This is a genomic window from Allobosea sp. NPDC055594 (assembly GCF_053618995.1).
In genome coordinates, this window is record NZ_JBSHIO010000004.1 from 404,693 (window position 1) to 429,970 (window position 25,278).

Annotated in this window: 26 protein-coding genes; 4 read left to right on the forward strand and 22 right to left on the reverse strand. The window is 66.7% G+C overall.

What is annotated here, in order from left to right; genetic code table 11:
• Positions 1-11: 11 nt before the first annotated feature.
• The 7 genes from ACWGRX_RS11440 to ACWGRX_RS11470 all read right to left on the reverse strand — a co-directional run bounded on the left by ACWGRX_RS11440 (position 12) and on the right by ACWGRX_RS11470 (position 6,709).
• Positions 12-1,451, reverse strand: a complete 1,440-nt coding sequence (locus ACWGRX_RS11440; RefSeq protein WP_452117635.1) for a CpaF family protein — start codon at positions 1,449-1,451, stop codon at positions 12-14.
• Between the two features lies 1 nt (position 1,452).
• A complete protein-coding gene (locus tag ACWGRX_RS11445; protein WP_452117636.1) occupies positions 1,453-2,709 on the reverse strand; it encodes an AAA family ATPase in 1,257 nt (418 codons plus the stop codon).
• Positions 2,709-3,425, reverse strand: coding sequence for a CpaD family pilus assembly protein (locus tag ACWGRX_RS11450; RefSeq protein WP_452117637.1), 717 nt, complete (start codon positions 3,423-3,425; stop codon positions 2,709-2,711). The genes ACWGRX_RS11445 and ACWGRX_RS11450 overlap by 1 nt, the downstream gene beginning before the upstream one ends.
• Positions 3,426-3,484: 59 nt before the next feature.
• Complete coding sequence (locus ACWGRX_RS11455; protein ID WP_291647996.1) at positions 3,485-4,969, reverse strand: type II and III secretion system protein family protein; 1,485 nt, start codon at positions 4,967-4,969, stop codon at positions 3,485-3,487.
• Positions 4,966-5,745, reverse strand: coding sequence for a Flp pilus assembly protein CpaB (cpaB, locus tag ACWGRX_RS11460; RefSeq protein WP_291647994.1), 780 nt, complete (start codon positions 5,743-5,745; stop codon positions 4,966-4,968). The genes ACWGRX_RS11455 and cpaB overlap by 4 nt, the downstream gene beginning before the upstream one ends.
• A 125-nt stretch (positions 5,746-5,870) precedes the next feature.
• Complete coding sequence (locus ACWGRX_RS11465) at positions 5,871-6,383, reverse strand: A24 family peptidase (protein ID WP_452117638.1); 513 nt, start codon at positions 6,381-6,383, stop codon at positions 5,871-5,873.
• A 161-nt stretch (positions 6,384-6,544) separates the two neighbouring features.
• Positions 6,545-6,709, reverse strand: coding sequence for a Flp family type IVb pilin (locus tag ACWGRX_RS11470; protein WP_452117639.1), 165 nt, complete (start codon positions 6,707-6,709; stop codon positions 6,545-6,547).
• Between the two features lie 413 nt (positions 6,710-7,122).
• Here ACWGRX_RS11470 and ACWGRX_RS11475 point away from each other — a divergent pair, with 413 nt between their 5' ends.
• The gene (locus tag ACWGRX_RS11475; RefSeq protein WP_452117640.1) at positions 7,123-7,638 is read left to right on the forward strand and encodes a pilus assembly protein N-terminal domain-containing protein; all 516 of its coding nucleotides are present in this window, start codon (positions 7,123-7,125) and stop codon (positions 7,636-7,638) included.
• 312 nt (positions 7,639-7,950) lie between these two features.
• Here ACWGRX_RS11475 and ACWGRX_RS11480 read toward each other — a convergent pair whose 3' ends face one another.
• The 8 genes from ACWGRX_RS11480 to ACWGRX_RS11515 all read right to left on the reverse strand — a co-directional run bounded on the left by ACWGRX_RS11480 (position 7,951) and on the right by ACWGRX_RS11515 (position 15,159).
• Positions 7,951-9,450, reverse strand: a complete 1,500-nt coding sequence (locus ACWGRX_RS11480; protein WP_452117641.1) for a phosphomannomutase/phosphoglucomutase — start codon at positions 9,448-9,450, stop codon at positions 7,951-7,953.
• A gap of 156 nt (positions 9,451-9,606) precedes the next feature.
• Positions 9,607-10,131, reverse strand: coding sequence for a retropepsin-like aspartic protease family protein (locus ACWGRX_RS11485; protein WP_452117642.1), 525 nt, complete (start codon positions 10,129-10,131; stop codon positions 9,607-9,609).
• A gap of 140 nt (positions 10,132-10,271) precedes the next feature.
• Positions 10,272-11,180: a ribokinase gene (locus tag ACWGRX_RS11490; protein ID WP_452117643.1), complete on the reverse strand. Its 909-nt coding sequence runs from the start codon at positions 11,178-11,180 to the stop codon at positions 10,272-10,274.
• A complete protein-coding gene (locus ACWGRX_RS11495; protein WP_291647986.1) occupies positions 11,177-12,073 on the reverse strand; it encodes a 2-dehydro-3-deoxygalactonokinase in 897 nt (298 codons plus the stop codon). The genes ACWGRX_RS11490 and ACWGRX_RS11495 overlap by 4 nt, the downstream gene beginning before the upstream one ends.
• A 171-nt stretch (positions 12,074-12,244) precedes the next feature.
• Positions 12,245-12,826, reverse strand: a complete 582-nt coding sequence (gene pcaG, locus ACWGRX_RS11500; protein WP_452117644.1) for a protocatechuate 3,4-dioxygenase subunit alpha — start codon at positions 12,824-12,826, stop codon at positions 12,245-12,247.
• Positions 12,816-13,526 carry a protocatechuate 3,4-dioxygenase subunit beta gene (pcaH, locus tag ACWGRX_RS11505; protein ID WP_452117645.1) on the reverse strand — a complete coding sequence of 237 codons (711 nt, stop codon included), beginning with the start codon at positions 13,524-13,526 and terminating at the stop codon, positions 12,816-12,818. The genes pcaG and pcaH overlap by 11 nt, the downstream gene beginning before the upstream one ends.
• Complete coding sequence (locus ACWGRX_RS11510) at positions 13,523-14,293, reverse strand: CoA-transferase subunit beta (RefSeq protein WP_452117646.1); 771 nt, start codon at positions 14,291-14,293, stop codon at positions 13,523-13,525. Before ACWGRX_RS11510 ends, pcaH begins: the two co-directional genes overlap by 4 nt.
• A 5-nt stretch (positions 14,294-14,298) precedes the next feature.
• Positions 14,299-15,159: a CoA transferase subunit A gene (locus ACWGRX_RS11515; protein WP_452117647.1), complete on the reverse strand. Its 861-nt coding sequence runs from the start codon at positions 15,157-15,159 to the stop codon at positions 14,299-14,301.
• Positions 15,160-15,228: 69 nt separating this feature from the next.
• On the opposite strand from ACWGRX_RS11515, the gene ACWGRX_RS11520 reads away from it, so the two are divergent.
• Together ACWGRX_RS11520 and ACWGRX_RS11525 are read left to right on the forward strand one after the other, a co-directional pair.
• On the forward strand, positions 15,229-16,017 hold the full coding sequence (locus ACWGRX_RS11520) for an IclR family transcriptional regulator domain-containing protein (protein ID WP_452117648.1): 789 nt from the start codon (positions 15,229-15,231) through the stop codon (positions 16,015-16,017).
• A gap of 13 nt (positions 16,018-16,030) precedes the next feature.
• Complete coding sequence (locus ACWGRX_RS11525; RefSeq protein WP_452117649.1) at positions 16,031-16,915, forward strand: aldose epimerase family protein; 885 nt, start codon at positions 16,031-16,033, stop codon at positions 16,913-16,915.
• 8 nt (positions 16,916-16,923) lie between these two features.
• On the opposite strand, the gene ACWGRX_RS11530 is transcribed toward ACWGRX_RS11525, so the two are convergent.
• From ACWGRX_RS11530 to ugpB, 6 genes are all read right to left on the reverse strand, one after another.
• Positions 16,924-17,589: a L,D-transpeptidase gene (locus ACWGRX_RS11530; RefSeq protein WP_452117650.1), complete on the reverse strand. Its 666-nt coding sequence runs from the start codon at positions 17,587-17,589 to the stop codon at positions 16,924-16,926.
• 270 nt (positions 17,590-17,859) lie between these two features.
• On the reverse strand, positions 17,860-18,939 hold the full coding sequence (locus tag ACWGRX_RS11535) for a sn-glycerol-3-phosphate import ATP-binding protein UgpC (protein ID WP_452117651.1): 1,080 nt from the start codon (positions 18,937-18,939) through the stop codon (positions 17,860-17,862).
• Between the two features lie 7 nt (positions 18,940-18,946).
• Positions 18,947-19,795, reverse strand: a complete 849-nt coding sequence (gene ugpE / locus ACWGRX_RS11540; protein WP_452117652.1) for a sn-glycerol-3-phosphate ABC transporter permease UgpE — start codon at positions 19,793-19,795, stop codon at positions 18,947-18,949.
• Entirely contained in the window at positions 19,795-20,553 is a 759-nt protein-coding gene (locus ACWGRX_RS11545; protein ID WP_452117653.1) for a creatininase family protein, read from the reverse strand. The genes ugpE and ACWGRX_RS11545 overlap by 1 nt, the downstream gene beginning before the upstream one ends.
• Before the next feature lie 139 nt (positions 20,554-20,692).
• Positions 20,693-21,574, reverse strand: a complete 882-nt coding sequence (ugpA, locus tag ACWGRX_RS11550; RefSeq protein WP_291637532.1) for a sn-glycerol-3-phosphate ABC transporter permease UgpA — start codon at positions 21,572-21,574, stop codon at positions 20,693-20,695.
• 60 nt (positions 21,575-21,634) lie between these two features.
• Positions 21,635-22,957: a sn-glycerol-3-phosphate ABC transporter substrate-binding protein UgpB gene (gene ugpB / locus ACWGRX_RS11555; RefSeq protein WP_452117654.1), complete on the reverse strand. Its 1,323-nt coding sequence runs from the start codon at positions 22,955-22,957 to the stop codon at positions 21,635-21,637.
• 210 nt (positions 22,958-23,167) lie between these two features.
• On the opposite strand from ugpB, the gene ACWGRX_RS11560 reads away from it, so the two are divergent.
• Positions 23,168-24,340, forward strand: coding sequence for a fumarylacetoacetate hydrolase family protein (locus ACWGRX_RS11560; RefSeq protein WP_452117663.1), 1,173 nt, complete (start codon positions 23,168-23,170; stop codon positions 24,338-24,340).
• Between the two features lie 54 nt (positions 24,341-24,394).
• On the opposite strand, the gene ACWGRX_RS11565 is transcribed toward ACWGRX_RS11560, so the two are convergent.
• A complete protein-coding gene (locus ACWGRX_RS11565) occupies positions 24,395-25,006 on the reverse strand; it encodes an NAD(P)-dependent oxidoreductase (protein WP_452117655.1) in 612 nt (203 codons plus the stop codon).
• Positions 25,007-25,278 lie beyond the last annotated feature (272 nt).

Sequence of the window (25,278 nt, forward strand, 5' to 3'; positions counted from 1 at the left end):
CGCTCCCCCGGTTACGCCATGCCGGCGTCGTTCTGGCCCTCGAGTTCATCGAGGGCCGTGGCCAGGCGTTGCTCCTCGCCGAAATAGCGTGCCCTCTCCCAGAAGCGCGGCCGGCCGATCCCGGTCGAGCGGTGGCGGCCGATCAGCTTGCCGTTCGGGTCCTCGCCCAGCACGTCGAAGACCATCAGGTCCTGGGTGATGATGACGTCGCCCTCCATGCCCATCACCTCGGTGATATGGGTGATCCGGCGCGAACCGTCGCGCATGCGCTGCGCCTGGATGATCACGTCGATCGAGGAGCAGATCATCTCGCGCAGGGTCTTCGAGGGCAGGCTGAAGCCACCCATGGTGATCATCGATTCGATACGGCTCAGGCATTCGCGCGGCGTGTTGGCGTGCAGCGTGCCCATCGAGCCGTCATGACCCGTGTTCATCGCTTGCAGCAGGTCGAAGGCCTCGGGCCCGCGCACCTCGCCGACGATGATGCGCTCGGGCCGCATGCGCAGGCAGTTCTTGACGAGATCGCGCATGGTGACCGCACCGGTACCCTCGAGATTGGGCGGGCGGGTTTCGAGACGCACGACATGCGGCTGCTGCAATTGCAGCTCCGCCGCGTCCTCGCAGGTGATCACGCGCTCGTCATGCTCGATATAGTTGGTCAGACAGTTCAGCAGCGTCGTCTTGCCGGAGCCTGTGCCGCCCGAGATCACCAGATTGCAGCGGACCTTGCCGATGATCTTGAGAATCTCGGCGCCGGGCGGCGCGATCGCGCCGAAGCGGACCAGCTGGTCCAGCGTCAGCTTGTCCTTCTTGAACTTGCGGATGGTCAGCGCCGGCCCGTCAATGGCGAGCGGCGGCGCGATGACGTTGACGCGCGAGCCATCGGCGAGACGGGCGTCGCAGATCGGCGAGCTCTCGTCGACGCGCCGGCCGACCTGGCTGACGATGCGCTGGCAGATGTTCATCAACTGCGCATTGTCGCGAAAGCGGATATTGGTGAGCTGGATCTTGCCGTCGGTCTCGATGAAGGTCCGGCTCGCGCCATTGACCATGATGTCGGCGATGTCGTCGCGTGCCAGCAGCGGCTCCAGCGGCCCGTAGCCGAGGACGTCGTTGCAGATGTCGTCGAGCAGCTCCTCCTGCTCGGCGATCGAGAGCACGACATTCTTCAGCGAGATGATCTCGTTGATGATGTCACGGATCTCCTCGCGCGCCGATTCGCCATCGAGCTTGGCGAGCTGGGAGAGATCGATCGCCTCGATGAGAGCACCGAAGATCATGCTCTTCATCTGGTAGTATTCGTCGGACTTGACCGACTCGACCGGGGCCGGCGGCGGCGGCCGGCGGGCCTCGACCGTCCCAGGCCGGGCTTCGGCCACCCGGACAGCCGTCGCGGTGGGAGCCGCCTTGGCCGGGGTGACCAGCTGGATCGCGGTTCTCTTGCCGAACATCTCAGGCCTTCCGGCGCATCAGCTTGGCAACCAGCGGCTCGAGCAGGCTGCGCTTGCTGCGTTTGGCCTCGCCGCGCCCGGTCAGCGCCATCGCGATCTGGATGAAGGCCTCGGCGGCCCTGCCGCCGGACTGGACCTCCGCGACCATCTGGCCGTTATTGGCAGCGGTACCGAAGAGCTGCGCGTCGAAGGGGATCGCATTCAGGACCTCGACGCCGAGCGCCTTGGCGAATTCGGCGGCATCGATCTCCGGCCGCTTGGCGAGACCGACCTGGTTGAGGATCAGCCGCGGCACGGAATCGTTCGGCCGTGCGGCGCGCAGCAGATCCATCATGTTCTTGGCATTGCGCAGCGAAGCCAGCTCCGGAGCCGCGACGATCACGACCTCATCGGCCCCGATCAGGGTGCGTTTTGCCCAACCCGTCCAGAGATGCGGCACGTCGAGCACGATGCAGGGAACGCTCGCGCGCAGCAGGTCGAGCAACAGGTCGAGCGCATCCTCGCCGAGATCGACGGTACGATCGAGCACGGCGGGCGCAGCGAGCAGAGCGAGATTCTCGCTGCAGCGCGAGAGCAGCCGGTCGAGCATGTTCGCGTCGAGGCGCTCGGGCGCGAACACCGCCTCGGCAACCCCCTGCGGCGGATCCTGATTGAAATCGAGCCCGGCCGTACCGAAGGCGATGTCGAGGTCGGCGATCACGGTCGAGGCGCCGAGATTGCGGCCGATCGCCCAGGCGAGGTTATGCGCCACGGTCGACGAGCCGACGCCGCCCTTGGCCCCGACCACGGCGATGGTGCGCCCGAGCGTCTGGGCGCCGGGCGTGGCGTAGAGCTCGGACAAGGTCCGCAGCACGTCGAGCACGCCGAGCGGGGCGATCAGATAGTCGCTGACGCCACGGCGGATCAGGTCGCGATAGAGCTGAACATCGTTGACATGGCCGATGACGACGACCTTGGTGCCCGGATCGCAGCTTTCGGCAAGCGCATCGAGGCTGGCGATCAGCCGCCCCGGCTCGGTGACCGTCTCCAGGACGATGACGTTCGGCGTAGGCGCGGCGCGGAACGCTTCCACGGCCGCAGCCGGCCCTCCCATCTGAATGCGGGTCTGCGCCTTGTCCATACGCCGGTCGGCCGTCACCGCCTGCATCGCGGCAGCGACTTCCTGCGTCTCGCAGAAGGCCTGCAAGGTGATGCGCGGCAGCGGTGCGATGATCTCCTCGCCGGGCATTTCCGTCTCGTGAAGCGGTCCAGCTGCCATCACTTGCCTCCGACGGCTGTGCTGATCGCAGTCTGCTCCTGGCGATAAAGGGTCGAGGGATCCTTGCCCTCGCGCAGCTTCTTGATCGCTTCCATGCGCTTCTGGGTGTCGAGCCGACCTTCGCCGCGGGCGCGGACGAGGTCGAGCGGATCGGCGACCTGCGCGGCGAGATTGGCCTGCGTCGAGCAGCCAAAATTCCACAGCGGCTCGTTCGAGGCGTCGGTCTTGTAGCTCGAGACGCCGGCATCCTCCGGCCATTGCCCACAGGAATGCGGCAACCCGGCCTGCAGTGAGGCATAGGTCAGGCGGATCGGCGAGGCGAGGCCGGGATCGGCAACCGGATAAGTCCTGACCTGGAGCGCCCCCTGGGACACGCCGGCCTGCGCCAACGAGCGGCGAATGCCGTCGAGCGTGTCACGCGCGGCGAGCTCGCGCCCGGAGCCGGTCGGCACCTCGGCAACCAGGCCGCCGCGGCCACTGCGGCGATAGTCCTGGCCGAAGCGGGTGACGTCATCGGCCTGACGCGGATCGAGCCCGCCGCCGGCGCGGCCGACGAAGACATCGAGCGAGCGCGGAGCGTCGCGCAGCACGATCGGATGGCGCTCGCGCGTATCGAAAGGAGCGCCACCCGCCGTCAGGTCGCCCTTGGCGCAGGCCCCCAGGGCGAGCACGGTCGCGAGCACGGAAAGCAGACCTGCCGGGCTGCGGCGACACATCCTGGTTCTGTCCTCTGTCGTCACGCTCACCATCCCTTGCAGATGCATGGCCGCCGCCCTCAATCGGCGATGAAGCCGACACGGCCGCGATAGGCCTGGGGCACAGGCCCGCCACTGGTCGTTCCGTAGATCTTGTTGAGCCGTCCCATCAGCACGGTCTGGGCATCGTGCGCCTCGACGAAGCCGTCGTCCGGCCGGTTGAGCTGTCCGGGGTCGACCGGCTTCACGATGTAGGGCGTCACCGCGATCATCAGCTCGGTCTCCTCGCGCTGATAGTCGCGCGAACGGAACAGCGTGCCGATGATCGGAATGTTCATCAGGCCGGGCAGGCCGTTGATCGCCTGGCGCGACACCCGCTGAATCAGGCCCGCCGTCGCCAACGTGCCGCCGGAAGGCAGCTCGACCGTGGTGTCGGATTTGCGGACCCGGAAGCCCGGGGCGTTGACCGCGGTGGTCTCGGTCGGGTTGAGGCGAAGCTGGTTCTCGAAGTCGAGCTCGGTGACTTCGGTGGCGATCCGCATCGAGATCTTGCCTTCCGACATCACGATCGGCGTGAAGTTCAGAGAGACCCCGACCGGCTTGTAGGTGATGTTCAGAACGCAGCGATTGGTCGTGTCACAGGAATAGCCGTTCGGTATCGGCACCTCGCCGCCCGCGGTGAACTTGGCACTCTCACCCGAGATCGCCGTGACGGTCGGCTCGGCGAGCACGCGCGACAATCCGGCGCGCTCCAGCGCCCGCAGCGTGAAATTGGTGGAGTTGCCGACGCCGGCTCCGATCGCGGTCGCCGCGAGCTGCTGCGGCTGCAAGGAGAAAGGCGTGTCGATCGACGGCGTGATGCTGAACTTGCCGAGCTTCCATTCACCCGTCGAGTTGATGCCGAGCTGCTTGATCGCCTTGCGAGACACCTCGGAAACGACGACCTTGACCATGACCTGGTCGCGGCCGCGAATGGTCAGCGAATTGATGACCGCGCCCCTGGTGGCATTGGTGCCCTCGCCGGAGATGCCGACGAAGGCGTTGGCGATGTCCATGGCCTGCGTCGCTTCGGAGGCGCTGGCGACATTGCCGACCAGGAGGATCGAATTGCCCGCCGGCTTCACCTGGATCTGCGCCTGCGGCATGGCCGAGCGCAGGGTCTGCCGCAGCACATTGAGATCGCGCCCCACCTCGATCTCGAGCGCCGTGATCTGCCTGCCCTCGGCATCCATCACGAACATCGAGGTCGAGCCATCGGCCATGCCGATCACGAAGAGCTTGCGGGCCGAACGCACGACGGCATTGGCGACCTTGGGATTGGCGACGAAGACTTCCTTGGCGTCGCGCGGCAGCTCCACGATCAGCGAGCGTCCGATCGAAAGGTCGAGCCGGCGCGAGATCGCATGCTCGCTGGCCCCGACATTGAGCACCGGGGCGGCGCCCTTGCTCTGCGCCAGCGCCGCCGGGGCCGCGATCAGCGCGCCGAGCGGCAGCAAGGCCAGGGCGAAACGCCGCCGCGGCAAGGCGGGGCGACGGAGACGAAAATCGGTGCTGGCGGGGATCATGGCTTCACGCCCTTGCTGGTGACGCCGTAGCGCACGAGGGTCATCCCGCCTTCGGTGGTCGGGGGGCTCAGTTCGCCCGCATCCTGGAGGCTGCGCAGCGCCAGCGAGAGCGAGCTCGTCTTCTGGGCGAGCGCGACGATGTCGACCTGATGCGGGTCGAGCTCCAGGGTCGCGGTCTCGCCCACCACGACCTTCTCGCCGTTCTTTTCCTGGACGTTCTGGCCGATCGCCAGAACACGGACATTGACCAGCACTGCCTCGCTGATGGGCGCCGAGCCGTCTCTGTTGTTGCTGTCGTCGCGGCTGGTGCGGATCACGTCGACGCGATCATTGGGCAGGATGAAGCCGCCGGCGGTGTTGGCGCCGCTTCGCTCGGTGGTGATGGCGATGGCGCGCTTGCCCGCGGGGAGGATGGCGGAGAGAAAACCCGAGCCATCGGTGCGGATCAGCTTTTCGCGGCGGATCGGCTCGGCGCCGAAGAGCTGCGCCCGCGCGACCTGGCCGACGAACTCCGCCTCGCCCTCGGGTGCATCCTGACGCCGGATCACGCCAGTCGGCAGACTGGCCAGCGGCCAGGCGATCCAGCGCAGATCGCTGGCGGCCAGCCGATTGCCGAGCGGAACATCCGCGGCTGCGACCAGGACCTCGACCGTCGGCGCCGGTTCGTATTTGGTCACCGACGGGCTGGTGATCTTGGGGGGGCGATTGATCAGCAACGCAGCGCCCAGCCCGGCGACCAGCGCGACTGCGAGGATGACGATTCTGGCGGGACTCATGGCTGGCGATCCTCGGCCAGCACGAGCCAGCCCTCAGACCGATCGTGCCGCCGGAATCGTCAACTTATGGTTAACCGTACGTATCTTTTTGCCGGCGCCTTCCGCTGGAAGCCGCCGATCCCTGCTCAAACACCGATCGCAGCCCGCCAGATCGCAGTTTGCGGGAGAACCGCGAGCGCGCCGAAGGCCAGCGCCACGCCATAGGGCACGCCTTGCTGAACGCCATGCAGCCGCTTCGCCCAGGCCCAGTTCTCGGCCCTGCCCGGCAGTGGCGCCTGCCGCAGCTGGTACAGAAGCAGCGTCAGCACCCCTCCGGCGATCGCCGTCACCAGCAGATAGGACAGCAATGGTTCGAAGCCGAACCAGAGCGCCGTGGCAGCCACGAGCTTGGCGTCGCCGCCGCCGACCCAGCCGGCCGCGAACAGGAGGATGCCGAACAGGAGTACGAGAAGCCCGGCGGCGACATGCGAGCCGATCTGGGGCCAGCTCAGGCCGAGGCTGGCGGCGCAGAGCGCGAAGGCCGCGACCAGCAGCAGGCAGAGCCGGTTCGAGATCGTCATCGTGACGATGTCGCTAGCCGCGGCATAGGCCATCGCGGCGGGGAAGATGACGAGGACGGCGATCAGCGGCAGCGACATGGCATCCACCCGGTTTCAGCGTTCGGCTGGGATACTGCGGCAACGGGCTGACCAAAGGCTTACCGCCGGCGTCGCAGAGGTTCTTGAAATGAGAACGCCCCGGAATTTCTCCGGGGCGTCTCGACAGATCGTAACTGGCCGGGCTTGTCAGCCCGACAGTATCAGACGAGCTTGCCCGCGATTTCGTTGAACTTGGCGAGCAGGTTGGTACCGACCACTTCCATGCCGGCAATGGCGACGACGGCGATCAGGGCGGCGATCAGGCCGTACTCGATGGCGGTCGCGCCGGATTCGTCCTTGGCGAAGCGAGCGAAAAACTTGGTCATGATAGTCTCCTTTTGCACCACGGTTTGACTGCTGCCTTGCTCTGGATCGGCTTCGGTCAGCGACAATTGCGAAGCTACACAGCTCGCATTGCTGATCAGTTAAAGTGACTCAAGAATTCGGCAAATTTTCCGGGCGCTTCTTGGATGGTTAACACAGCCCTATCTCAAATCCACGGTTAAATATGCGTATAAATATTGCTACAAATTTACTTATTACAGTATTTGCGGACCCTCTCCCAAGCTGACGACTTTATTTCTGTCTCCGTTCGGGGGGCGCCCCTCCCAATTCTGGCACATTGTCCAAAGCCTTGCTCCAGGAATGGGGCCTGTCCGCCCGCGCCAGATCGCCTTTTTAGGGATTGATTCATCATTTTCGGCTTTGCTCGACCCGTTGGAAACCTTGGGGCGCCACCATGTTGATTGCGATGACCGCCTCGCGGCTTGTCCTCATCGCCGCCATCGCGGCCGGCGGCACCGTCTTCTCCACCGCAATCGCACAGACTCGTCCCGCGCCAGCCCCGGCCGCAGCCCCGGCCGAGAGCCAGCAGGGCGCGGTGGTCGTCACCGTCGATCACGCCAAGGTGGTCCGCCTGCCCGAAAAGGCGCAGACCGTGATCGTCGGCAATCCCGCGATCGCGGATGTCACGGTCCAGCGCAATGGCGTGATGGTGGTCACCGGCAAGAGCTTCGGCGTGACCAATCTGATCGCGCTCGATGCCAATGGTGCGCTGCTGGCGGAATCCTTCGTGCGGGTCCGCGCGGCCTCGGATTCGATCCTGACCGTGCAGCGCGGTCTCGAGCGTGAAAGCTATTCCTGCACGCCGGAATGCCAGCCTGCGGCGCAGCTCGGCGACGTCAAGCGCTTCTTCGACGAGGTCGGCGGTCAGAACAAGGCCCGCAACGCCGCGGCGACGGACGATAAGCGCTAGATCGCCGCGCGTCCGATCGGACGCGATCACGATGATCTATCTCAGTGTTATCGCATCGGAGTTTTCGGAAAAGTGGAGTCCACTTTTCGGTCCGATGCCATAGGAATTCTCGGCTTCCGGGAGAGGCGCGTTCCCGAAGCACGCACCGGGCGGCGAGAGCCGCGCCAAGACATGTCCGCATCCGTTGAAGCGCTGGAATGCTCGGGTTCGTTATTCTAGCTCGGACGGGCTCAAAGGCCCGCCCGGCCGCAGCGGCGTACCCGCAGACCCGGCTTTTCAGCGGATCTGCGGGAGAGCAAGCGGCTAAGCCGCTCAGATCGTCTGGTTATAGGCGCCGACTTCCGGGTTCTCGCGCAGCACGCCGTCGATCGCCTTGAACATTTCGCGCATGCGCGCTTCCGAGACCGGGCTCTCACAGACGACGACCAGCTCGGGCTTGTTCGAGGAGGCGCGGATCAGGCCCCAGGTCCCATCCTCGTTGACGACGCGAACGCCGTTGACGGTGATGACGTCGACGATCTTCTGCCCGGCGATCTTCTCGCCCGCCGCCTGCATCGCCTGGATTCGCTGGGTGATCTTGTCGCTGACGCCGTACTTGATCTCGTCGGCGCATTTCGCCGCCATGGTCGGCGTGCCCCAGGTCTTGGGCACGGCGGCGTAGAGCTCGGCCATCGACTTGCCCGGATTGCGGTCGAGCATGTCGATCACGGCGATGGCGGTGACGACGCCGTCGTCATAGCCACGGCCGACCGGCGCGTTGAAGAAGAAGTGGCCCGACTTCTCGAAGCCGGCGAGCGCGTTGAGATCACGCACCCGGCGCTTGATATAGGAGTGGCCGGTCTTCCAGTAATCGGTCTTGACGCCGAGCTTCTGCAGCTCCGGATCGGTCGAGAACAGACCGGTCGACTTGACGTCGACGACGAATTGCGCGCCCGGATTGAGCCTGCCGAGATCGCGCGCCAGCATCACGCCGATCTTGTCGGCGAAGATCTCCTCGCCATGATTGTCGACGACGCCGCAGCGGTCGCCGTCGCCATCGAATCCGAGCGCGACATCGGCGCCATGCTGCTTCACGGCATCGGCCATGGCGTGCAGCATCTTCATGTCTTCGGGGTTCGGATTATAGCGCGGGAAGGTGTGGTCGAGCTCGGCATCCATCGGGATGACCTCGCAGCCGAGCGCCTCCAGGATCTGCGGCGCGAAGGCGCCGGCAGTGCCGTTGCCGCAGGCGGCGATGACCTTGAGCTTGCGCTTGATCTTCGGACGGTTGGTCAGATCGGCGATGTAGCGTGCCGGAAAATCGGGCACGAACTGATAGGAGCCGCCGCCCGGCAGGTCGAAGTCGCCCGCGAGCACGATGTCGCGCAGCTGGCCCATCTCGTCCGGGCCGAAGGTGACAGGACGCTGGGCGCCCATCTTGATGCCGGTCCAGCCATTGTCGTTATGCGAGGCGGTGACCATGGCGACGCAGGGCACGTCGAGCTCGAACTGGGCGAAATAGGCCATGGGCGACATGGCGAGGCCGATATCATGGACTTTGCAGCCGGCCGCCATCAGGCCGGTGACCAGCGCCATCTTGATCGAGGAGGAATAGCTGCGGAAATCATGCGCGGTAACGATCTCGGGCTTGACGCCCATGCGCCTGATCAGCGTGCCGAGCCCCATGCCGACGGCCTGGACGCCCATCAGATTGAGCTCTTTCCCGAAGAACCAGCGTGCATCGTATTCGCGGAAGCCGGTCGGCTTCACCATCGGCAGCGATTCATAGTCGAAGGTGTTCGGGAAAAGCTCGGGCAGCGGCTTCGGAAACATCGGGCCATCCATCTTCGAGGAAAGCGGGCCAGGCAGAGCCCGCAGGAGACATGCTGAGCGGAAAGGCCACAGGCTACATGAATGCAGCCTGAGCATGACAGGGCAGGGACGCAAGCCGGGCATAGCCTAACGGAATGGCGATGGAAACCGGCACTCTCAACCGCGCAGAACCATCCGGCCGCCCTGGACTTCGTAGCCCGAAAGCCTGCGGAGGAAAGAGGTGCCGAGCAGGCTCATGCGGAGCGCCCCCGCCGGCAGCACCACCGCCTCGACATCGCGGACCATGATCTCGCCGAGCCGGACCTCGCGCAGCCTGACCTGCGCGCCCCGGACGACGCCATTGGCGGTGCTGAGAGCGTAGGTATAGGCCGAGCGCTCCGGCCTGACGCCCAGCGCCCGTGCATCGGCATCGGTCAGCGCGATGAAGCTCGCGCCGGTATCGACCATCATCTTGACGCGGTAGTTGTCGATCGAGGGATGGACGATGTAGTGGCCGCGATAATCGGCATTGATCGCCAGCGAGCGGCGCTCACCGGCGCTGGCAGCCGGGCGCTCCGGAGCGGCCGCGGCGAGCAGCGGCTCGGCCCGTGACATCTGGTCGAGATCACCGGCGTAGTTCAGCGCCAGAAATCCGGCGGCGCCGGCCATGCCCAGGGACCAGAAGATCGGCCGCGGCGCCATCCAACATCCTTTCGCGCGTTTCCCGGGCGAGATAGCCGCGCAGAGTGCTGACGAAGCATGAATCCGGCGCGCCACGGCACCCTGCAGGGCCCTTGACGGTGCGACAGGCTTAACCGTCGCGGAAGCCGATCGCGACGAATCTACAGGAAACCCTGCCCGACCAGCGCCTCGATCGCTTCGCGGCGCGGCACGCTGGGCTGCGCACCGGCGAGCGTACAGGCGAGCGAGCCGGCGGCGAGACCACGCTGCAATGCGCCCGAAAAGCCGAAGCCGGCCTGCAACGCCGCGGCGAAAGCGCCGACGAAACTATCCCCGGCGGCGACGGTGTCGACCACCGCGACCTCCGGCGCCGCAAGCCGGCGGCGAACCCCGCCATACCAGCCGACGGCGCCGTCTGCTCCGAGCGTGACGATACAGGCGATGCCGCGCTCGGCATCGAGCCGCTGCGCGATCGCGTCCGGCGCGCTCTCCTCCCAGCCGAGGCCCTGCGACAGCAGCGCCGCCTCGTGCTCGTTGGCGATCAGGATATCGGTCAGGCCGAGCAGTTCCTGAGCCGGCACGCCGGCCGGGGCGAGATTGAGGATCACGCGCCCGCCGGCCGCGCGCATGGCCTGTGCCGCGCGAACACATTCCGGCTCGGGTACCTCGCGCTGGAGCAGCAGGAGGTCGTCCTCGCCCAATGCCATCGCCGCCACCGCGTCGGCGCTCGCCTGCGCATTGGCCCCGGCAGCGACGACGATCTGGTTCTGGCCCTGCGCATCGACGGCGATGAAGGCGGCGCCGGTCGGCGCGACGACGCGGGCGAGATGAGTCAGGTCGACGCCGTCGGCGGCGAGCAATTCCACTGCGAGATCGGCGAAGGCGTCGCGGCCAACGGCACCGACGAGCACGACCGTGGAACCGGCTCGGCGCGCAGCCAGTGCCTGGTTGGCACCCTTGCCGCCGGGATGGAGGGCATAGCCCGGGCCGAGCACGGTCTCACCGGGGCCGGGCAGACGCTCGACCGGCGTCACCAGATCGAGATTGAGCGATCCGAAGACGACGATCACGCCGGCAGATCCGCAGCGAGGCGCGCCACGCCGGCGACGAAGGCGGCTTCCGGCGTGACGAGCTGATGATCGAGCCCCGCGGCCGCGAGCGCCCGGCCATAGCTCCGGGCAAGGACGCCGTCGGCGACGAGGTGCAGGTTGTCTAGGCCACCGAACAGGGCGCGGGCTCCGGCGATCTCCTGCGCGACCAGAAGCGCGGAGAGATAGGGGCCGACGGCCCCGCCGCTCATTCGCCCGGCCAGTACTTCGGAGCGGGCGGCGAAGGCCGCGTTGAGCAGACCGCCCGGCCGCGCGGCGGCGGCAAGGCCGCGGCGCGCACCTTCGACGGCGTCTTCCTCGGCTGGTTCGACCGCGAGCCGCGACAGGATCGAATGCTCGCGCAGGAGACCATAGACCTCGCCGGTCATGAAGCTGGCGAAGCGGGTGATGCGGCCGCCCTCGACCTGCGCCCATTTCGAATGCGTGCCCGGCAGGCAGGCGATGCCGTCGCCGAGGCCGAGCCCGACGACCAGCGTCTCCTCGCCGCGCATCACGTCGAAGGCGCCCTCGTCACAGGAGAGGCCGGGCAGCACGGTCGCGGCGGTGCCGTCGTCGAGCGTCACGCGCAGGCCTGCGGCGGCGATCTCAGCCGGGCTCGCCGGGCAGGCGACATAGGGCGCCTCGATCCAGCCATTGCGGCTGCCGACCATGCCGGCGAGCAGAATGGCGGCCTCCGGATTGGCCCGGCGCAGATCACCGGCGATCGCCTCGAAGGCGGCGGGGAAGCCGCCTGCCGGCACCGACTGGATACCGCGATCGGCGCTGCGCTTGTCCAGCACATCGCCGTCCTCGCCGATCAGGAAGGCGCGGGCGCGGGTCGTGCCCCAGTCGAGCGCGATCAGGGGTGAGGGCATGACAGGCTCCGGCATGAGCCCTCCGCATCGTGGGATGGGCAGGGGTTAAGGCGAATGACCGTGTGAGCGATGCCCCAAGCAGGGCGCCGGATCAATCATGATCCGTATGCGTCGATGGGCATGCAGGCCATTTCGCTACCAACCCTCGCCGGAGCAACGGCGGAGCGCCGGTCAGAGGTCGAAGAAGACCGTCTCGCCCTCGCCCTGGAGCCGGATATCGAAGCGGAAGACACCGCCGGGGCCACGCTTGGCGATCAGGGTCGCGCGCCGCGCTTCCGGCACCAGGGCCAGCATCGGATCCCCGGCATTGCCGGACTCATCGTCGAAATAGATCCGTGTCGCCAACCGGACCAGCAGGCCGCGCGCGAATACCGAAACCGCGAGATGCGGGGCCTGCATCGTGCCGTTCGGTCCCGGCAGGGCACCCGGACGCACGGTCTCGACGAAATAGGCGCCCTCGGCGCTGGTCTCGGCCCGGCCGAAGCCGGTGAAGCCGGCATTGCCGGCGGCGTTGAAGCGCCCTTCGGCATCGGCCTGCCAGGTCTCGATCATGGCGTCGCCGACCGGTACGCCGTCGCCGTCATAGACGGCGCCCTCGATGCGGATGCGCTCGCCGGCGACGCCTTCGGCCGCGACCTGCTCGGTGGCGAGCTCCGTGCCGCCATAGGCGCGCGGCGTCAGGGCATAGGCGAAGAACGGCCCGATCGTCTGCGAGGGCGTGAGTGCGAGCGGGGCCTTGCGGTCAGTGCTCATGCGGCTCCTCCGTCGGCGTCATCTCGCGGCCGCGCAGCACGATGTCGAACTGGTAGCCGAGCGCCCATTCCAGCTCGGTGGTGTCGAGGTCGAAGCGCGAGATCAAACGCTCGCGCGCTTTCGCATCGGTGATCGACTGGAAGATCGGGTCGAAGGGGAAGAGCGGATCGCCGGGGAAATACATCTGGGTAATGACGCGCGACAGGAAGCTCGGCCCGAACAGCGAGAAATGGATATGGGCCGGGCGCCAGGCATTGTGGTGGTTGCGCCAGGGATAGGCGCCGGGCTTGATCGTGACGAAGCGATAGCGCCCTTCGGCATCGGTCAGGGCCCGGCCGGCACCGGTGAAATTCGGGTCGAGCGGCGCCGGATGCTGGTCCTTGACGTGGACATAGCGCCCGCCGGCATTGGCCTGCCAGATCTCGACCAGCGTATGCGGCACCGGCCGGCCATCCTCGTCGAGCACGCGGCCGCTGACGATGATGCGCTCGCCGAGCGGCTCGCCGGCATGCTGGCGGGTGAGATCGGAATCGCCTTCCGCGACCGCCCTATGGCCGAAGACCGGCCCGCTGATCTCCGACAGCGTGTGCGGCAGCAGGATCAGCGGCTGCGAGGGAGCCCGCCTCAGCGTGCTCTTGTACTCCGGCGAATTGTTGAGCGGGTGGGCTTTCAGCCCGGTGCGGGGAAAGATCAGACTCATGCCGCCACTCCATGGGCTTGCCTGGTGCGCGCATGCAGGCCGCGCAGCACCTCGAGTTCCTGATCGCTCGGCGCCGGCGTCTCGGAGAGATCGGCGGCGAAGCGCAGGGGCCAGCCACAGCCGGCCTGAACCTGCTCGCGGGTCACGCCGGGATGCAGCGAGATCACGCTGAGTTCGGCGGTCTCCGGATCCGGCGCCATGACGCAGAGATCGGTGATCACCCGGGTCGGCCCCTTGGTCCTGAGGCCGAGCTTCTCGCGATCGCCCTTGCCGGTGCCATGGCCGAAGGAGGTGATGAAGGGCAGCGTCTCGACGAAGGCGCGCGAGCCCATCGCCATGGTGATGAAGATCTGCCCGCAATTGCTGGCGATCTCGGGGGCGCCGCCGCCGCCCGGCAGGCGGACCTTGGGCACGGCATAGTCGCCGACCACGGTGGTGTTGAGATTGGCGAAGCGGTCGATCTGGGCGCCGCCGAGGAAGCCGATGGTGATCCGCCCGCCCTGCAGCCAGTAGCGGAACATCTCCGGCACCGGCACGGTGGTCAACGCGGTGTCGCAGAGCTCGCCATCGCCGATCGAGAGCGGCAGCACGCTCGGCCGCGTCGAGAGCGTCCCGGATTCATAGATCAGCGTGATGCCGGGCGCATGGGTCAGCCGGGCGAGATTGCAGGCGGCCGAGGGGGCGCCGATGCCGACGAAGCAGATGTCGTCATTGGTCAGCAGCCGGGACGCTGCGATGGTCATCATCTCGGTTGGAGTATGGCTCATGACGCTTACTCCGCCGCCTGACGCCGGGGCCGGGCGTATTGCGCGAACGCATCAGGGCCCTTTTCCAGGACGTTCGCCTTGATCCATGACAAGAAGCTGTCGCGCTCGCGCGCGATCTTGTCCCAGCCGATGTAGTACTCGTTGGCGCGCTTGTAGTAGCCATGCGCATAGGACGGGTAGGCGCCGCCCGGGACATGGGCGATGGCGGTGACCGCCCAGGACGGCAGGATCACCGCATTGGCGTTGCGCGGCCCGAAATCCTCGACAATCTCCTCGACCGTGACCAGCGAGCGCTTCGCCGCCAGCACCGCCTCCTTCTGCACGCCGACAATGCCCTCGAGCAGGACATTGCCCTCGCGGTCGGCCCGGAGCGCGTGGATCACCGCCGCATCCGGTCGCAGCGCCGGCACGGTCGCCAGTACCTCGCCGGTATAGGGGCAGGTCACGGAACGGATGTTCGGATTGACCTTGGGCAGGTCGACGCCCTTGTAGCCGCGGAAGACCGCGAAAGGCAGGTTCGCTGCGCCGGCCTCATAGGCGTTGGCCATGGCCGCGTGGCTGTGCTCCTCGATCTCCAGGCGATGCGGCCAGCCATTCTCGATCGCGTCGCGCAGGCGGTGCAGCGAGCCGACGCCAGGATTGCCGCCCCAGGAGAAGACGAGCTTTTCGGCGCAGCCCATGCCGATCATCTGGTCGTAGATCAGGTCCGGTGTCATCCGGATCAGCGTCAGCCGCTTGCGGCTCTGGCGGATCGCCTCATGGCCGGCGGCATGCGGGATCAGATGGGTGAAGCCCTCCATCGAGACCTGGTCGCCATCGCGCAGGACCTCCTCGATCCCCTCCTGCAGGGAGACGAATTTCGCCACCTTGACATCTCCTCACCAATTGTGCGTTTATCGCACATCGTTCTCATTTTCGAACTTTACGGACAGGTCTTGGCAGGGTCAAGCAGCGAAGCGGATCGGCTGCCGGCCTCGCCCGATCACATGGCGGCGCTCGAAAAGGGACTGGCGGTGATCGAGTGCTTCGATGCCGGGCATGACCGGCTGACCATCGCCGATGTCGCCCGCGCCACCGATCTCTCGCGCGCCGCCGCCCGGCGCTGCCTGCTCACCCTGACACGCATCGGCTATGCCGAGTTCGACGGAAAATTCTTCCGGCTGACGCCGCGCGTGTTGCGGCTCGGCTATGCCTGGCTGTCCTCGACGGCGCTGCCGAAGCTCGTTCAGCCCTTCCTCGAACGCCTCTCGGAAGAGACCCACGAATCCTGCTCGGCCAGCCTGCTCGACGGGCACGAGATCGTCTATATCGCCCGTTCGGCCCAGCGCCGGATCATGTCGGTCGGGCTTTCGACCGGCTCACGCCTGCCGGCCTTCTGCACTTCGATGGGCCGCGTGCTTCTCGCCGCGCTCGATCCGGAGGAGGCACGCGCCCGCATCCTCGCCGGCAAGCCCAACGCACTGACGCCGCATACGGTGACCGAAATCGGCAAGCTGATGGAGATCCTCGCGCAAGTGCGGACCGAGGGCCATGCGATCGTCGACCAGGAGCTCGAACTCGGCCTGGTCTCGCTCGCCATGCCGCTGGTCAATGGCCGCGGTCAGGTCGCCGCCGCCTTCAACCTCTCTGTCCAGTCGCAGCGCGTCGCCGGCGACGAGATCGAGACCAATCTGCTGCCGCGCATGCGCGCCATGCAGAAGCTGCTGCAGCCCCTGATCGCCTGAACGGAGCCATCCCATGCTCGCCCTCGCAGCCGGCCCCTATGCCGCCCAGATCTCGCCCGCGCATGGCGGCATCGTCGCCGCGCTGGAATGGCGCGGACCCGATGGTCGTTCGCACAGGCTGCTGCATGCGCCGGAGGCTCTCGCGCCCTGGACGAACGCGCCGAACAAGTTCGGCTGCTGGGCGATGCTGCCCTTTGCCAACCGCGCCTTCGACAGCCTCGTCGACGATGGCGAGAGCCGCTTCACCGTGCCGGCTAACGATCCTTCCGGAACGATTCATGGCTTCGGCTGGCAGGCAGCCTGGGAGGTCGTGGAACAGAGCGCCGGCCATACCGCGCTGCTCCACCGCCGTAGTGCCGGCCCCGACCCCTATCGCTACCGCGCAAGGCAGGACATCCGGCTCGACGAAGGCGGTATGACCATCGCGCTTTCGCTCACCAACGAGTCGGACACGGCCCTACCCTTCGGCATGGGGCTGCATCCCTGGTTTCCCTGCGCGCCCGATACGCGGCTCGGTATGACCGCGACCGGCGCGCTGATCTTCGGCGAGAAATTCCGCGCGACCGGAACACAGACATTCCCGGCCGGCGGCCCCTATGCCGGCAAACCGATCTTCGCCACCGGCGTCGAGACGGCCTGGAGCTTCCTCGGCTGGGACGGCTCGGCGCGGATCGAGACCCCCTCTGCCGGGCTTGCGATCACGATCAGCGCGAGCGAGAGTCTGCGCTGCCCGGTGGTCTGGGCGCCGGCCGGCGCCGATTTCCTCTGCGTCGAGCCGCAGAGCCACGCCGCCGGAGCCCCGAGCGAGACCGTCGTCCGCACCGCCTCGCCGCTCAGGCGGCTTCAGCCCGGCGAGACGCTCGAAGGCTGGATGCGGGTCTCGGCCGCGGCGCTCTGAGGAGGACCTCAGCGCCAGCCCGAGCCGCCATAGGGCTGGTATCCATAGGCGCCCGGCGGCAGTCCCGGCCGCAGCAGGATCTGCTCGCGCGCCTCGCCCCAGCCCGGCGCATTGCGCTGCCTGGCCGCGAATTGCGCCTTCTCCGCCTTCGCCTTGGCCCGGACGACCTGGCTCTTGCTGCTCTTCAGCTTGGCCTTGGCGACCTTGCTGCCGCCCGAGGCGCTGGCGAAGCGCGAGTAGTTGTCGGTCACTGCACCGTTGAGCGCGATGCGGGTCGCGCCGGCTCCATGCTTCTTGACCAGCGCGAACAGCTTGGCGGCATTGGCCGGGTGTAGCCGGATGCAGCCATGCGAGGCCGGCCGGCCGAGCGCGCCGACGGCCGTCGTGCCATGGATGGCATAGCCGCCGCGGAAGAAGACCGAATGGGGCATCGCGCCGCCATATTTGCGCGAGTACCAGCTGCGTTCGAGCCGGGTCGGCCGATAGACGCCGTTCGGCGAACGGAAACCCTTGCGACCGGAGGAAATCGCCCAGTTGTGGACCTCGCCGTCGCTGGTTTTGACGGTCATGCGCTGGGTGGCGAGATCGATCCGGACATTGACGCCGGCCTGCGCCGTGCCGAGGCCGGCGAGCGCGGCAAAGATGAAGGCCAAAATGCCGAGAAGGCGGGACATGACGCTACTCCCGAATGACGCTACCCGAGACGGCTCTCTGCTTGCCGCGCCAGACGGGTCGAACGACCTCATGCGGGCAGCTCCGGCCTTGACCTCAGGGAAAGCCGCGCGCGGGCGCTTGTAAAGAGCAAATCGGGAGAATGGTTTCCGCCGTCGCGCCGCGATCGGTTGGCGTCTCCGATGTTTTGACCGGGCTCCGCCGTCATTCCAGGGCTTCGCGCAAGCGAAGAGCCCGGAATGATGCGATGGTCCCGCCGAAAGCAGGCGCGCTCAAGCCCGGCCGAGACGTAAGCCCGTGGCGGCGTCGAAGACATGGACGCGATCGGGATCGACGGTGATCCAGAGCCGCCCGGCCTGCGCCGCGACATCGCCGGTCGCCGCCTGCATGACGAAGCCATGCTCGGCGAGCCGGCCGTGGAAGAGCTGGGTCGCGCCGAGCTCCTCGACGAAATCGACGTCGAAGGGCAGCGAGCCGGCGGCGCCTTCCGAGGCGATCTCGACATCCTCGGGCCGCAGGCCAACCTCGACAGCCGTACCGCTGGGCAGATCCTCGCGCAGGTCGCGGGCCTGCAGGATCGCCTCGCCGAGCGCGACGATGCCGGGGCCGTCGACCTTGCCGGGCAGAAGATTCATCGGCGGCGAGCCGATGAAGGTCGCGACGAACCGGCTCGCCGGCTTGCGGTAGACCTCCGAGGGCACGCCGATCTGCTCGACCTGCCCGCCATTCATCACGACGAGCTTGTCGGAGAGCGTCATCGCCTCGACCTGGTCATGGGTGACGTAGATCGCGGTGACGCCCAGCGCCCGCTGCAGCTTCTTGATCTCGACGCGCATCTGGACGCGCAGTTTGGCGTCAAGATTGGAGAGAGGCTCGTCGAACAGGAAGACCTGCGGCTTGCGCACGATGGCGCGGCCCATGGCGACGCGCTGGCGCTGGCCACCGGAGAGCTGGCGCGGGCGGCGCTGCAGGAAGGGCTCGATGGCCAGGATGCGGGCCGCCTCGGCGACGCGCTTCTCGATCTCGTCCTTGGGGGTGCCGCGATTGCGCAGGCCATAGGCCATGTTGTCGTAGACGCTCATATGCGGATAGAGCGCGTAATTCTGGAAGACCATGGCGATGTCGCGGTCGGCCGGCTCGACCTGGTTGACGACACGCTCGCCGATCGCGACCTCGCCGGCCGAGATCGTCTCGAGCCCGGCGACCATGCGCAGAAGGGTCGACTTGCCGCAGCCTGAGGGGCCGACGAGGACGCAGAAGCCGCCATCGGGGATGTCGAAGGAGACGCCCTTAACCGCCTCGACGCCGCCGGCATAGACCTTCTTGACGTTGCTGAGCGTAACCTGAGCCATTGGCGGCTTACTTCTCGGTTTCCACGAGGCCCTTCACGAAGAGCCTCTGCATGGCGATGACGACGAGGACCGGCGGCAGCATGGCCAGCATGGCGGTGGCCATGGCGAGCTGCCATTCGGTCAGGGCGTCGGAGGTGACGATCATCTTGCGGATGCCGATGACGATGGTCTGCATCGAATCCTTGGTGGTGACCAAGAGCGGCCAGAGATACTGGTTCCAGCCATAGATGAACTGGATGACGAACAGCGCCGCGATGGTGGTCAGCGAGAGCGGCCAGACCGTGTCCTTGAAGAATTTGAACGGACCGGCCCCGTCGATCTTCGAGGCTTCGAGCAATTCGTCCGGGATCGTCATGAAGAACTGCCGGAACAGCAGCGTGCCGGTCGCCGAGGCGATCAGCGGCACGGCGAGGCCCTGATAGCTGTCGAGCATGCGCAGATCGGAGACGACCTTGAAGGTCGGGAAGATGCGGACCTCGACCGGCAGCATCAGCGTGACGAAGATGATCCAGAACGCCGCCATCCGGAACGGGAAGCGGTAATAGACGATGGCATAGGCCGAGAGCACGGAGATGAAGATCTTGCCGAGCGCGATCGCCATCGCCATCACGAAGGAGTTGAACATCATCCCGATCACCGGCTCGCGGGTCGTACCCGACGTGCCGACGAAGAGAATCCGGTAATAGTTCTCGAACAGATGCGGGCCGGGATAGAGCGGCAACTGCCCGTTGATGATGGTGGCGTTGTCCCAGGTCGAGGCGACGAAGGTCAGCCAGACCGGGAAGGCGACGATCAGAACGCCGATCGTCAGGATCGTATAGGCGATCGCATCGCCAAGGCGGCGGTCCTCGACCATCAGGCGTGGTCTCCACGCTCGCGCAGCAGGCGCACCAGCGCGTCCGCCGCCGCATCCAGGAAGGCGCGGCCCTTCTCCGGCGTCGCCCTGCGGGCATCGCCGATCACGCCGGTCTCGGTCATCTCGCGGAAGGGGCGGTAGCGCGCCACGGTCGGCCGCATCAGCGCCGCCGGGTCGGCATCGCGCATGCCGAACGCCTCGGGCAGCCGCGCGTCGCGGACGAGATCGGGCGCGATCGCCATCATCATCGCGCTCTCGACCTCGCAGGCATGCATGACGCTGGTCTGGTCCTGCATGAACGGCGCCATCTCCTGCTGCGCCAGCAGGAAGTAGGTCGTGGCCCGGATCAAGAGCGAGGTCTCGCGCGCGAAATCCGGCAGGAAGGCGGAGAGCGCGGCGATGTTGCCGCCATGGCCGTTGACGATGACGACACGGTGGAAGCCATGCCGTTCCAGGCTCTTCAGCAGCGAGAGCAGCACGGCGCGATAGGTCGGGATGTCGAAGGTGAAGGTGCCGCCGAAGGCCATGTGATGCTCGGCCATGCCGCACCACAGCGTCGGCGCGACGACGACATCGAGGTCGCCCAAGCGCTCGGCGGCGAGCTTGCAGACGGCACCGCAGAGCACGGTGTCGACGCCGACGGCCAGATGCGGCCCATGCTGCTCCATCGAGGCGACGGGGAGCACGACGACGGCGTCGTTCGCCGCCTTGGCCCGCAATTCCTCGGCGGTGAGTTCCTGCCAGAGCACGGAGGCCATCAGCGCGCGCCTCCGCTCGTCCAGCCGTCATGCTCGCCCTTGCGGCGAGCATCCACGTCTTGAACACGGCCCTCGACCACAAAAGGCGTGGATGGTCGGGACAAGCCCGACCATGACGGGAGGGTGAGCTCGGAGGCCATCAGTAGTTCACCTTGCGCTCGATGAAGCGGAACTGGAAGGCGGTCATCGCGATCACCATGACCAGCAGGACCACCGACTGGGCCGCCGAGCCGCCGAGATCGGAGCCGCCCTTGCCGTCGGAGAAGACCTTGTAGACCAGGGTGGTGGTGGCGCCCGAAGGCCCGCCGCCGGTCACGGTGTCGATGATGCCGAAAGTGTCGAAGAAGACGTAGACGAGGTTGACGACCAGCAGGAAGAAGGTGGTCGGCGAGAGCAGCGGGAAGATGATCGTCCAGAAGCGGCGCATCGGCCGGGCCCCGTCGATCACCGCCGCCTCGATCACGCTCTTCGGGATCGACTGCAGGCCGGCGAGGAAGAACAGAAAATTGTAGCTGATCTGCTTCCAGGTCGCCGCCATGATCACCAGCGTCATCGCGTCGGTGCCGTCGAGCTTGGGATTCCAGGCGATGCCCAGGCTGCGCAGGCCACGCGCCAGCATGCCGAGCGAGGGATCGAACATGAAGATCCAGAGCACGCCGGCAATGGCTGGCGCCACCGCATAGGGCCAGATCAGCAGAGTCTTGTAGATCTCGGCGCCACGGATCGCCCGGTCGGCCATCACCGCGAAGAGCAGGGCGATCGACAGCGACAGGCCCGCGACGAAGACCGAGAAGATCGCGGTATTGATCAGCGCCTTGTAGTATTCCGGGCTGGAGAAGAGCAGGCGATAATTCTCGAACCAGACGAATTCGGTCGAGATGCCGAAAGCGTCCTGCAGCAGGAAGCTCTGCCAGACCGCCTGGCTCGCCGGCCAGTAGAAGAAGACGAGCGTGATCGCGAGCTGCGGCAAGAGCAGAAGCAGCGGGATCGTCAGGCCCTTGAAGTGAGCGTATTTCTGCATCGGCCGCCCTGGCAGGAAGAAGAAGGCCGGGACGGGCGTCCCGGCCTCCGGTCAGCGGCCTTACTTGGCCGTGCGCTCGAACTGGCGCAGCATCTGGTTGCCACGCTCGGCCGCGGCATCGAGCGCCGCCTGCGGCGACTTCTGGCCGTTCAGCGCCGCCTCCAGCTCCTCCGACCAGATGTCGCGGATCTGGACGAGGCTACCATAGCGCAGGCCCTTGGAGTTGTCGGTCGGCTCCTTGTTGTTGAGCTCGAGGATCGGGGTCTCGAGATAGGGCTTGTCCTTGTAGAAGCCCGAAGCCTTGACCTTCTCATAGGCGGCCTTGGTGATCGGCAGATAGCCGGACTCGGTGTGCAGCTTCACCTGGCGGTCGACATTCGACAGGAAGGTGAAGAACTTGGCGACGCCCTTGTACTCCTCGGCCTTCTTGCCGCCCATCACCCAGAGCGAGGCGCCGCCGATGATCGAGTTCTGCGGGGCGCCGGCAGCCTCCGGATAATACGGCATCGGCGCATTGGCCCAGTCGAACTTGGCGTTCGCCTTGACGTTGCCGAAGAAGCCCGAGGAGGTCAGCATGATCGGGCATTCGCCCGAGGTGAAGCGGCCCTCGCCGGTGTTGGTGCGGCCGGAATAATCGTAGGTCTTGTCCTTCTGCAGCTCGACCAGATTGGTCCAGTGCTTCAGGAACATCGGGTCCTTGTTGAAGGTCAGGACGGCGTCGAAACCCTCCATGCCGTTGACCTTGGTCGACAGCGGAATGTTGTGCCAGGCGCCAAACTGCTCGATGTTCGCCCAGGTCGCCCAGGCATTGGTGAAGCCGCATTTGTCGAAGCCGGCGGCCTTCAGCTTCTTGCCGGCCTCGAAGACTTCCGGCCAGGTCTTGGGCGGCGCGTCGGGGTTGAGGCCGGCCTTCTTGAAGGCGTCCCTGTTGTACCACATCACCATGCTCGACGAATTGAACGGCATGGAGAGCATCTCGCCCTTGGGGGTCGAGTAATAGCCGGTGATCGCCGGCAGATAGGCCTTGGGATCGAAGGCTTCGCCCGCGTCCTTCATCAGCTCGTGCACGGGCTTCACCGCGCCCTTGGCCGACATCATCGTGCCGGTTCCGACCTCGAAGACCTGGAGGATGTGCGGGGCGTTGCCGGCGCGGAAGGCGGCAATGCCGGCGTTCAGCGTGTCCGGATAGGAGCCCTTATAGGCGACGACGACCTTGTAGTCCTTCTGCGAGGCATTGAACTCCTCGGCGAGCTTGACGACCACGTCGTTGTTGGCGCCGGTCAGCGCGTGCCACCACTGGATCTCGGTCTGGGCTAGGGCCGGCGAAGCCGCGGCCAGAGCAAAAGCAGCCACCGAGGCAAGCGTCGTCAGTTTCACGGTCATGGCATTCTCCCTTCCCGCCCTGCCACAGCGTGCAGGCGGCTCTTGTCGTTGGTGCGCAAGCTAGCATGAAGCCGGGGCGACGTTTCAATGACAAAACGATGACATCGCCGCCCTGCGATGGAAGCAGCCCCCAGGTCTTGCACAATCCTGCGGAAGCGGCTGTTCTGCCCGGCCAGTACGCCCTTCTCGATGGATCCGATCCCGATGCCGATGCTCTCGCTCACGCCCGCCAACACCTTGCCGGCCGATGCCGCCCGCGCCGCGCTGGCCGGCCGCGTCTGGCGGCCCGAACTCGGGGGGCCGTCGGTCGTCGTCCTGCGCGGCGACGACCTCGTCGACATCAGCTCGGCCTTCGCGACGATGCGCGATCTCTGCGAGAGCACGGATCCGGCAGCGGCGCTCGCCGCGGCAAAGGGCGAGCGGGTCGGCAGTCTCGCTGAGATCCTCGCCAACACCCCGGCCGAGGGCCGGGACGCGAGCAAGCCCTGGCTGCTGGCCCCGGTCGACCTGCAGGCGGTCAAGGCCGCCGGCGTGACCTTTGCGATCTCGATGCTGGAGCGCGTGATCGAGGAGAAGGCGCGCGGCAACCCGGCCGCCGCCGCCGCGATCCGCGGCGAGATCGGCAAGCTGATCGGCGACGACCTCTCCAAGCTGAAGCCGGGCTCGCCCGAGGCGATGCGGCTGAAGGAGGTGCTGATCGCCCAGAACGCCTGGAGCCAGTATCTCGAGGTCGGCATCGGCCCGGATGCCGAGATCTTCACCAAGGGCCAGCCGCTCTCGGCGGTCGGCACCGGCGCCGATGCCGGGCTGCATCCGGGCTCGACCTGGAACAATCCCGAGCCCGAGATCGTGCTGATCGTCGCCTCGGACGGCCGGATCGTCGGCGCCAGCCTCGGCAACGACGTCAACCTGCGCGATGTCGAGGGCCGCTCGGCCCTGCTCCTCGGCAAGGCCAAGGACAACAACGCCGCGGCGGCGATCGGCCCGTTCATCCGCTTCTTCGATGCCGGCTTCTCGCTCGATCATATCCGCCGGACCACGGTGACGCTGAGCGTCGCGGGCGATGACGGCTTCAAGCTCGAAGGCGCGTCCTCGATCGCCAAGATCAGCCGCGACCCGGCCGATCTCGCCGCGCAGATGCTCAACCCGCACCACCACTACCCGGACGGCGCGGCGCTCTATCTCGGCACGATGTTCGCCCCGATCCAGGATCGCGACGCGCCGGGCGGCGGCTTCACCCATAAATACGGCGACGTCGTCACGATCGCCGCGCCCGAGCTCGGCGCGCTGATCAACCGCATGCGCCGTACCGACGAGTGCGAGCCCTGGCGCTTCGGCGCCTCGCATCTGATGCGCAACCTCGCCAAGCGCGGGCTGCTCTGAGCTTTCCATATCCGAAAAGCACCGCCGCCGGTCCGCACCGACGGCGGTGAATCGTCAATAGCCGACGGTGAAGCGCTGGCGCGAATGCGCCGGCTTTTCCAGCTCGTCGACCAGAGCGATCGCATAGTCCTCGGCCGAGATCGCGCTGTGGCCGTTCGCGTCGACGAGGAGCTGATCCTTGCCGAGGCGGAATTTGCCGGTGCGCTCGCCGGGCTGGATCAGCGCCGAAGGCGAGAGGAAGCTCCAGTCGAGCGCCGTCTCGGCCTTCAGCAGGTCGAGGAAGTCACCGCCCTTCCTGGCTTCGTCGAGATACATCGCCGGGAAGTCCGGCGTATCGAACAGCTTCACGCCGGACGCGACCTCGAGACTGCCGGCACCCCCGACGACGAGATAGCGCTTCACGCCCGACTGCTTCACTGCCGCGAGCAGCCCGGCCGGGTCGCTGGCGGAAAAGTGAACGGCGCTGATCACGGCGTCATGGCCGGCGATCAGGGCCGCGAGCCCATCGCGATCGAAGACGTCACCCTTCCGCGCAGTGACGCTTGGGCCTGCCGGCACCTTCTTGGGATTGCGGACGATGGCGGTGACCCGGTGGCCGCGGCGGGTCAGTTCGGCGAGCAGGCGCGAGCCGATGAAGCCGGTCGCGCCGATCAGGGCGATATTCATGTCGATCTCCTGGTATCCATTGGGAACCTGCATCCCGATGGACACCAGATGGCGCCTGTGCAATTTTTGCTCAAGAAGGCACTTTCGCCGCACAAGGTCACCTGCCGGAAACCGCCATGCTGCAGCGCCCCGATCCGTTCAACGCCCAATGCCCGACCCGGCGCGTGCTCGACCGGATGTCAACGGCGGTCGGATTCCAGGCCAGGGTGGCGGAGCAAAAGTAGGCCACTGGCGTCGTGGAGCGGCGGATATGGCAAGGGCCCCGATCGGGG

Bases quoted from the DNA above. Each gene is read 5' to 3' on its own strand.
- ACWGRX_RS11440 (WP_452117635.1), bottom strand. From the start codon at position 1,451: ATGTTCGGCAAGAGAACCGCGATCCAGCTGGTCACCCCGGCCAAGGCG.
- ACWGRX_RS11445 (WP_452117636.1), bottom strand. From the start codon at position 2,709: ATGGCAGCTGGACCGCTTCACGAGACGGAAATGCCCGGCGAGGAGATC.
- ACWGRX_RS11450 (WP_452117637.1), bottom strand. From the start codon at position 3,425: ATGTGTCGCCGCAGCCCGGCAGGTCTGCTTTCCGTGCTCGCGACCGTG.
- ACWGRX_RS11455 (WP_291647996.1), bottom strand. From the start codon at position 4,969: ATGATCCCCGCCAGCACCGATTTTCGTCTCCGTCGCCCCGCCTTGCCG.
- cpaB (WP_291647994.1), bottom strand. From the start codon at position 5,745: ATGAGTCCCGCCAGAATCGTCATCCTCGCAGTCGCGCTGGTCGCCGGG.
- ACWGRX_RS11465 (WP_452117638.1), bottom strand. From the start codon at position 6,383: ATGTCGCTGCCGCTGATCGCCGTCCTCGTCATCTTCCCCGCCGCGATG.
- ACWGRX_RS11470 (WP_452117639.1), bottom strand. From the start codon at position 6,709: ATGACCAAGTTTTTCGCTCGCTTCGCCAAGGACGAATCCGGCGCGACC.
- ACWGRX_RS11475 (WP_452117640.1), top strand. From the start codon at position 7,123: ATGTTGATTGCGATGACCGCCTCGCGGCTTGTCCTCATCGCCGCCATC.
- ACWGRX_RS11480 (WP_452117641.1), bottom strand. From the start codon at position 9,450: ATGTTTCCGAAGCCGCTGCCCGAGCTTTTCCCGAACACCTTCGACTAT.
- ACWGRX_RS11485 (WP_452117642.1), bottom strand. From the start codon at position 10,131: ATGGCGCCGCGGCCGATCTTCTGGTCCCTGGGCATGGCCGGCGCCGCC.
- ACWGRX_RS11495 (WP_291647986.1), bottom strand. From the start codon at position 12,073: ATGCCCTCACCCCTGATCGCGCTCGACTGGGGCACGACCCGCGCCCGC.
- pcaG (WP_452117644.1), bottom strand. From the start codon at position 12,826: ATGAGCACTGACCGCAAGGCCCCGCTCGCACTCACGCCCTCGCAGACG.
- pcaH (WP_452117645.1), bottom strand. From the start codon at position 13,526: ATGAGTCTGATCTTTCCCCGCACCGGGCTGAAAGCCCACCCGCTCAAC.
- ACWGRX_RS11510 (WP_452117646.1), bottom strand. From the start codon at position 14,293: ATGAGCCATACTCCAACCGAGATGATGACCATCGCAGCGTCCCGGCTG.
- ACWGRX_RS11525 (WP_452117649.1), top strand. From the start codon at position 16,031: ATGCTCGCCCTCGCAGCCGGCCCCTATGCCGCCCAGATCTCGCCCGCG.
- ACWGRX_RS11530 (WP_452117650.1), bottom strand. From the start codon at position 17,589: ATGTCCCGCCTTCTCGGCATTTTGGCCTTCATCTTTGCCGCGCTCGCC.
- ACWGRX_RS11535 (WP_452117651.1), bottom strand. From the start codon at position 18,939: ATGGCTCAGGTTACGCTCAGCAACGTCAAGAAGGTCTATGCCGGCGGC.
- ugpE (WP_452117652.1), bottom strand. From the start codon at position 19,795: ATGGTCGAGGACCGCCGCCTTGGCGATGCGATCGCCTATACGATCCTG.
- ACWGRX_RS11545 (WP_452117653.1), bottom strand. From the start codon at position 20,553: ATGGCCTCCGTGCTCTGGCAGGAACTCACCGCCGAGGAATTGCGGGCC.
- ugpA (WP_291637532.1), bottom strand. From the start codon at position 21,574: ATGCAGAAATACGCTCACTTCAAGGGCCTGACGATCCCGCTGCTTCTG.
- ugpB (WP_452117654.1), bottom strand. From the start codon at position 22,957: ATGACCGTGAAACTGACGACGCTTGCCTCGGTGGCTGCTTTTGCTCTG.
- ACWGRX_RS11560 (WP_452117663.1), top strand. From the start codon at position 23,168: ATGCTCTCGCTCACGCCCGCCAACACCTTGCCGGCCGATGCCGCCCGC.
- ACWGRX_RS11565 (WP_452117655.1), bottom strand. From the start codon at position 25,006: ATGAATATCGCCCTGATCGGCGCGACCGGCTTCATCGGCTCGCGCCTG.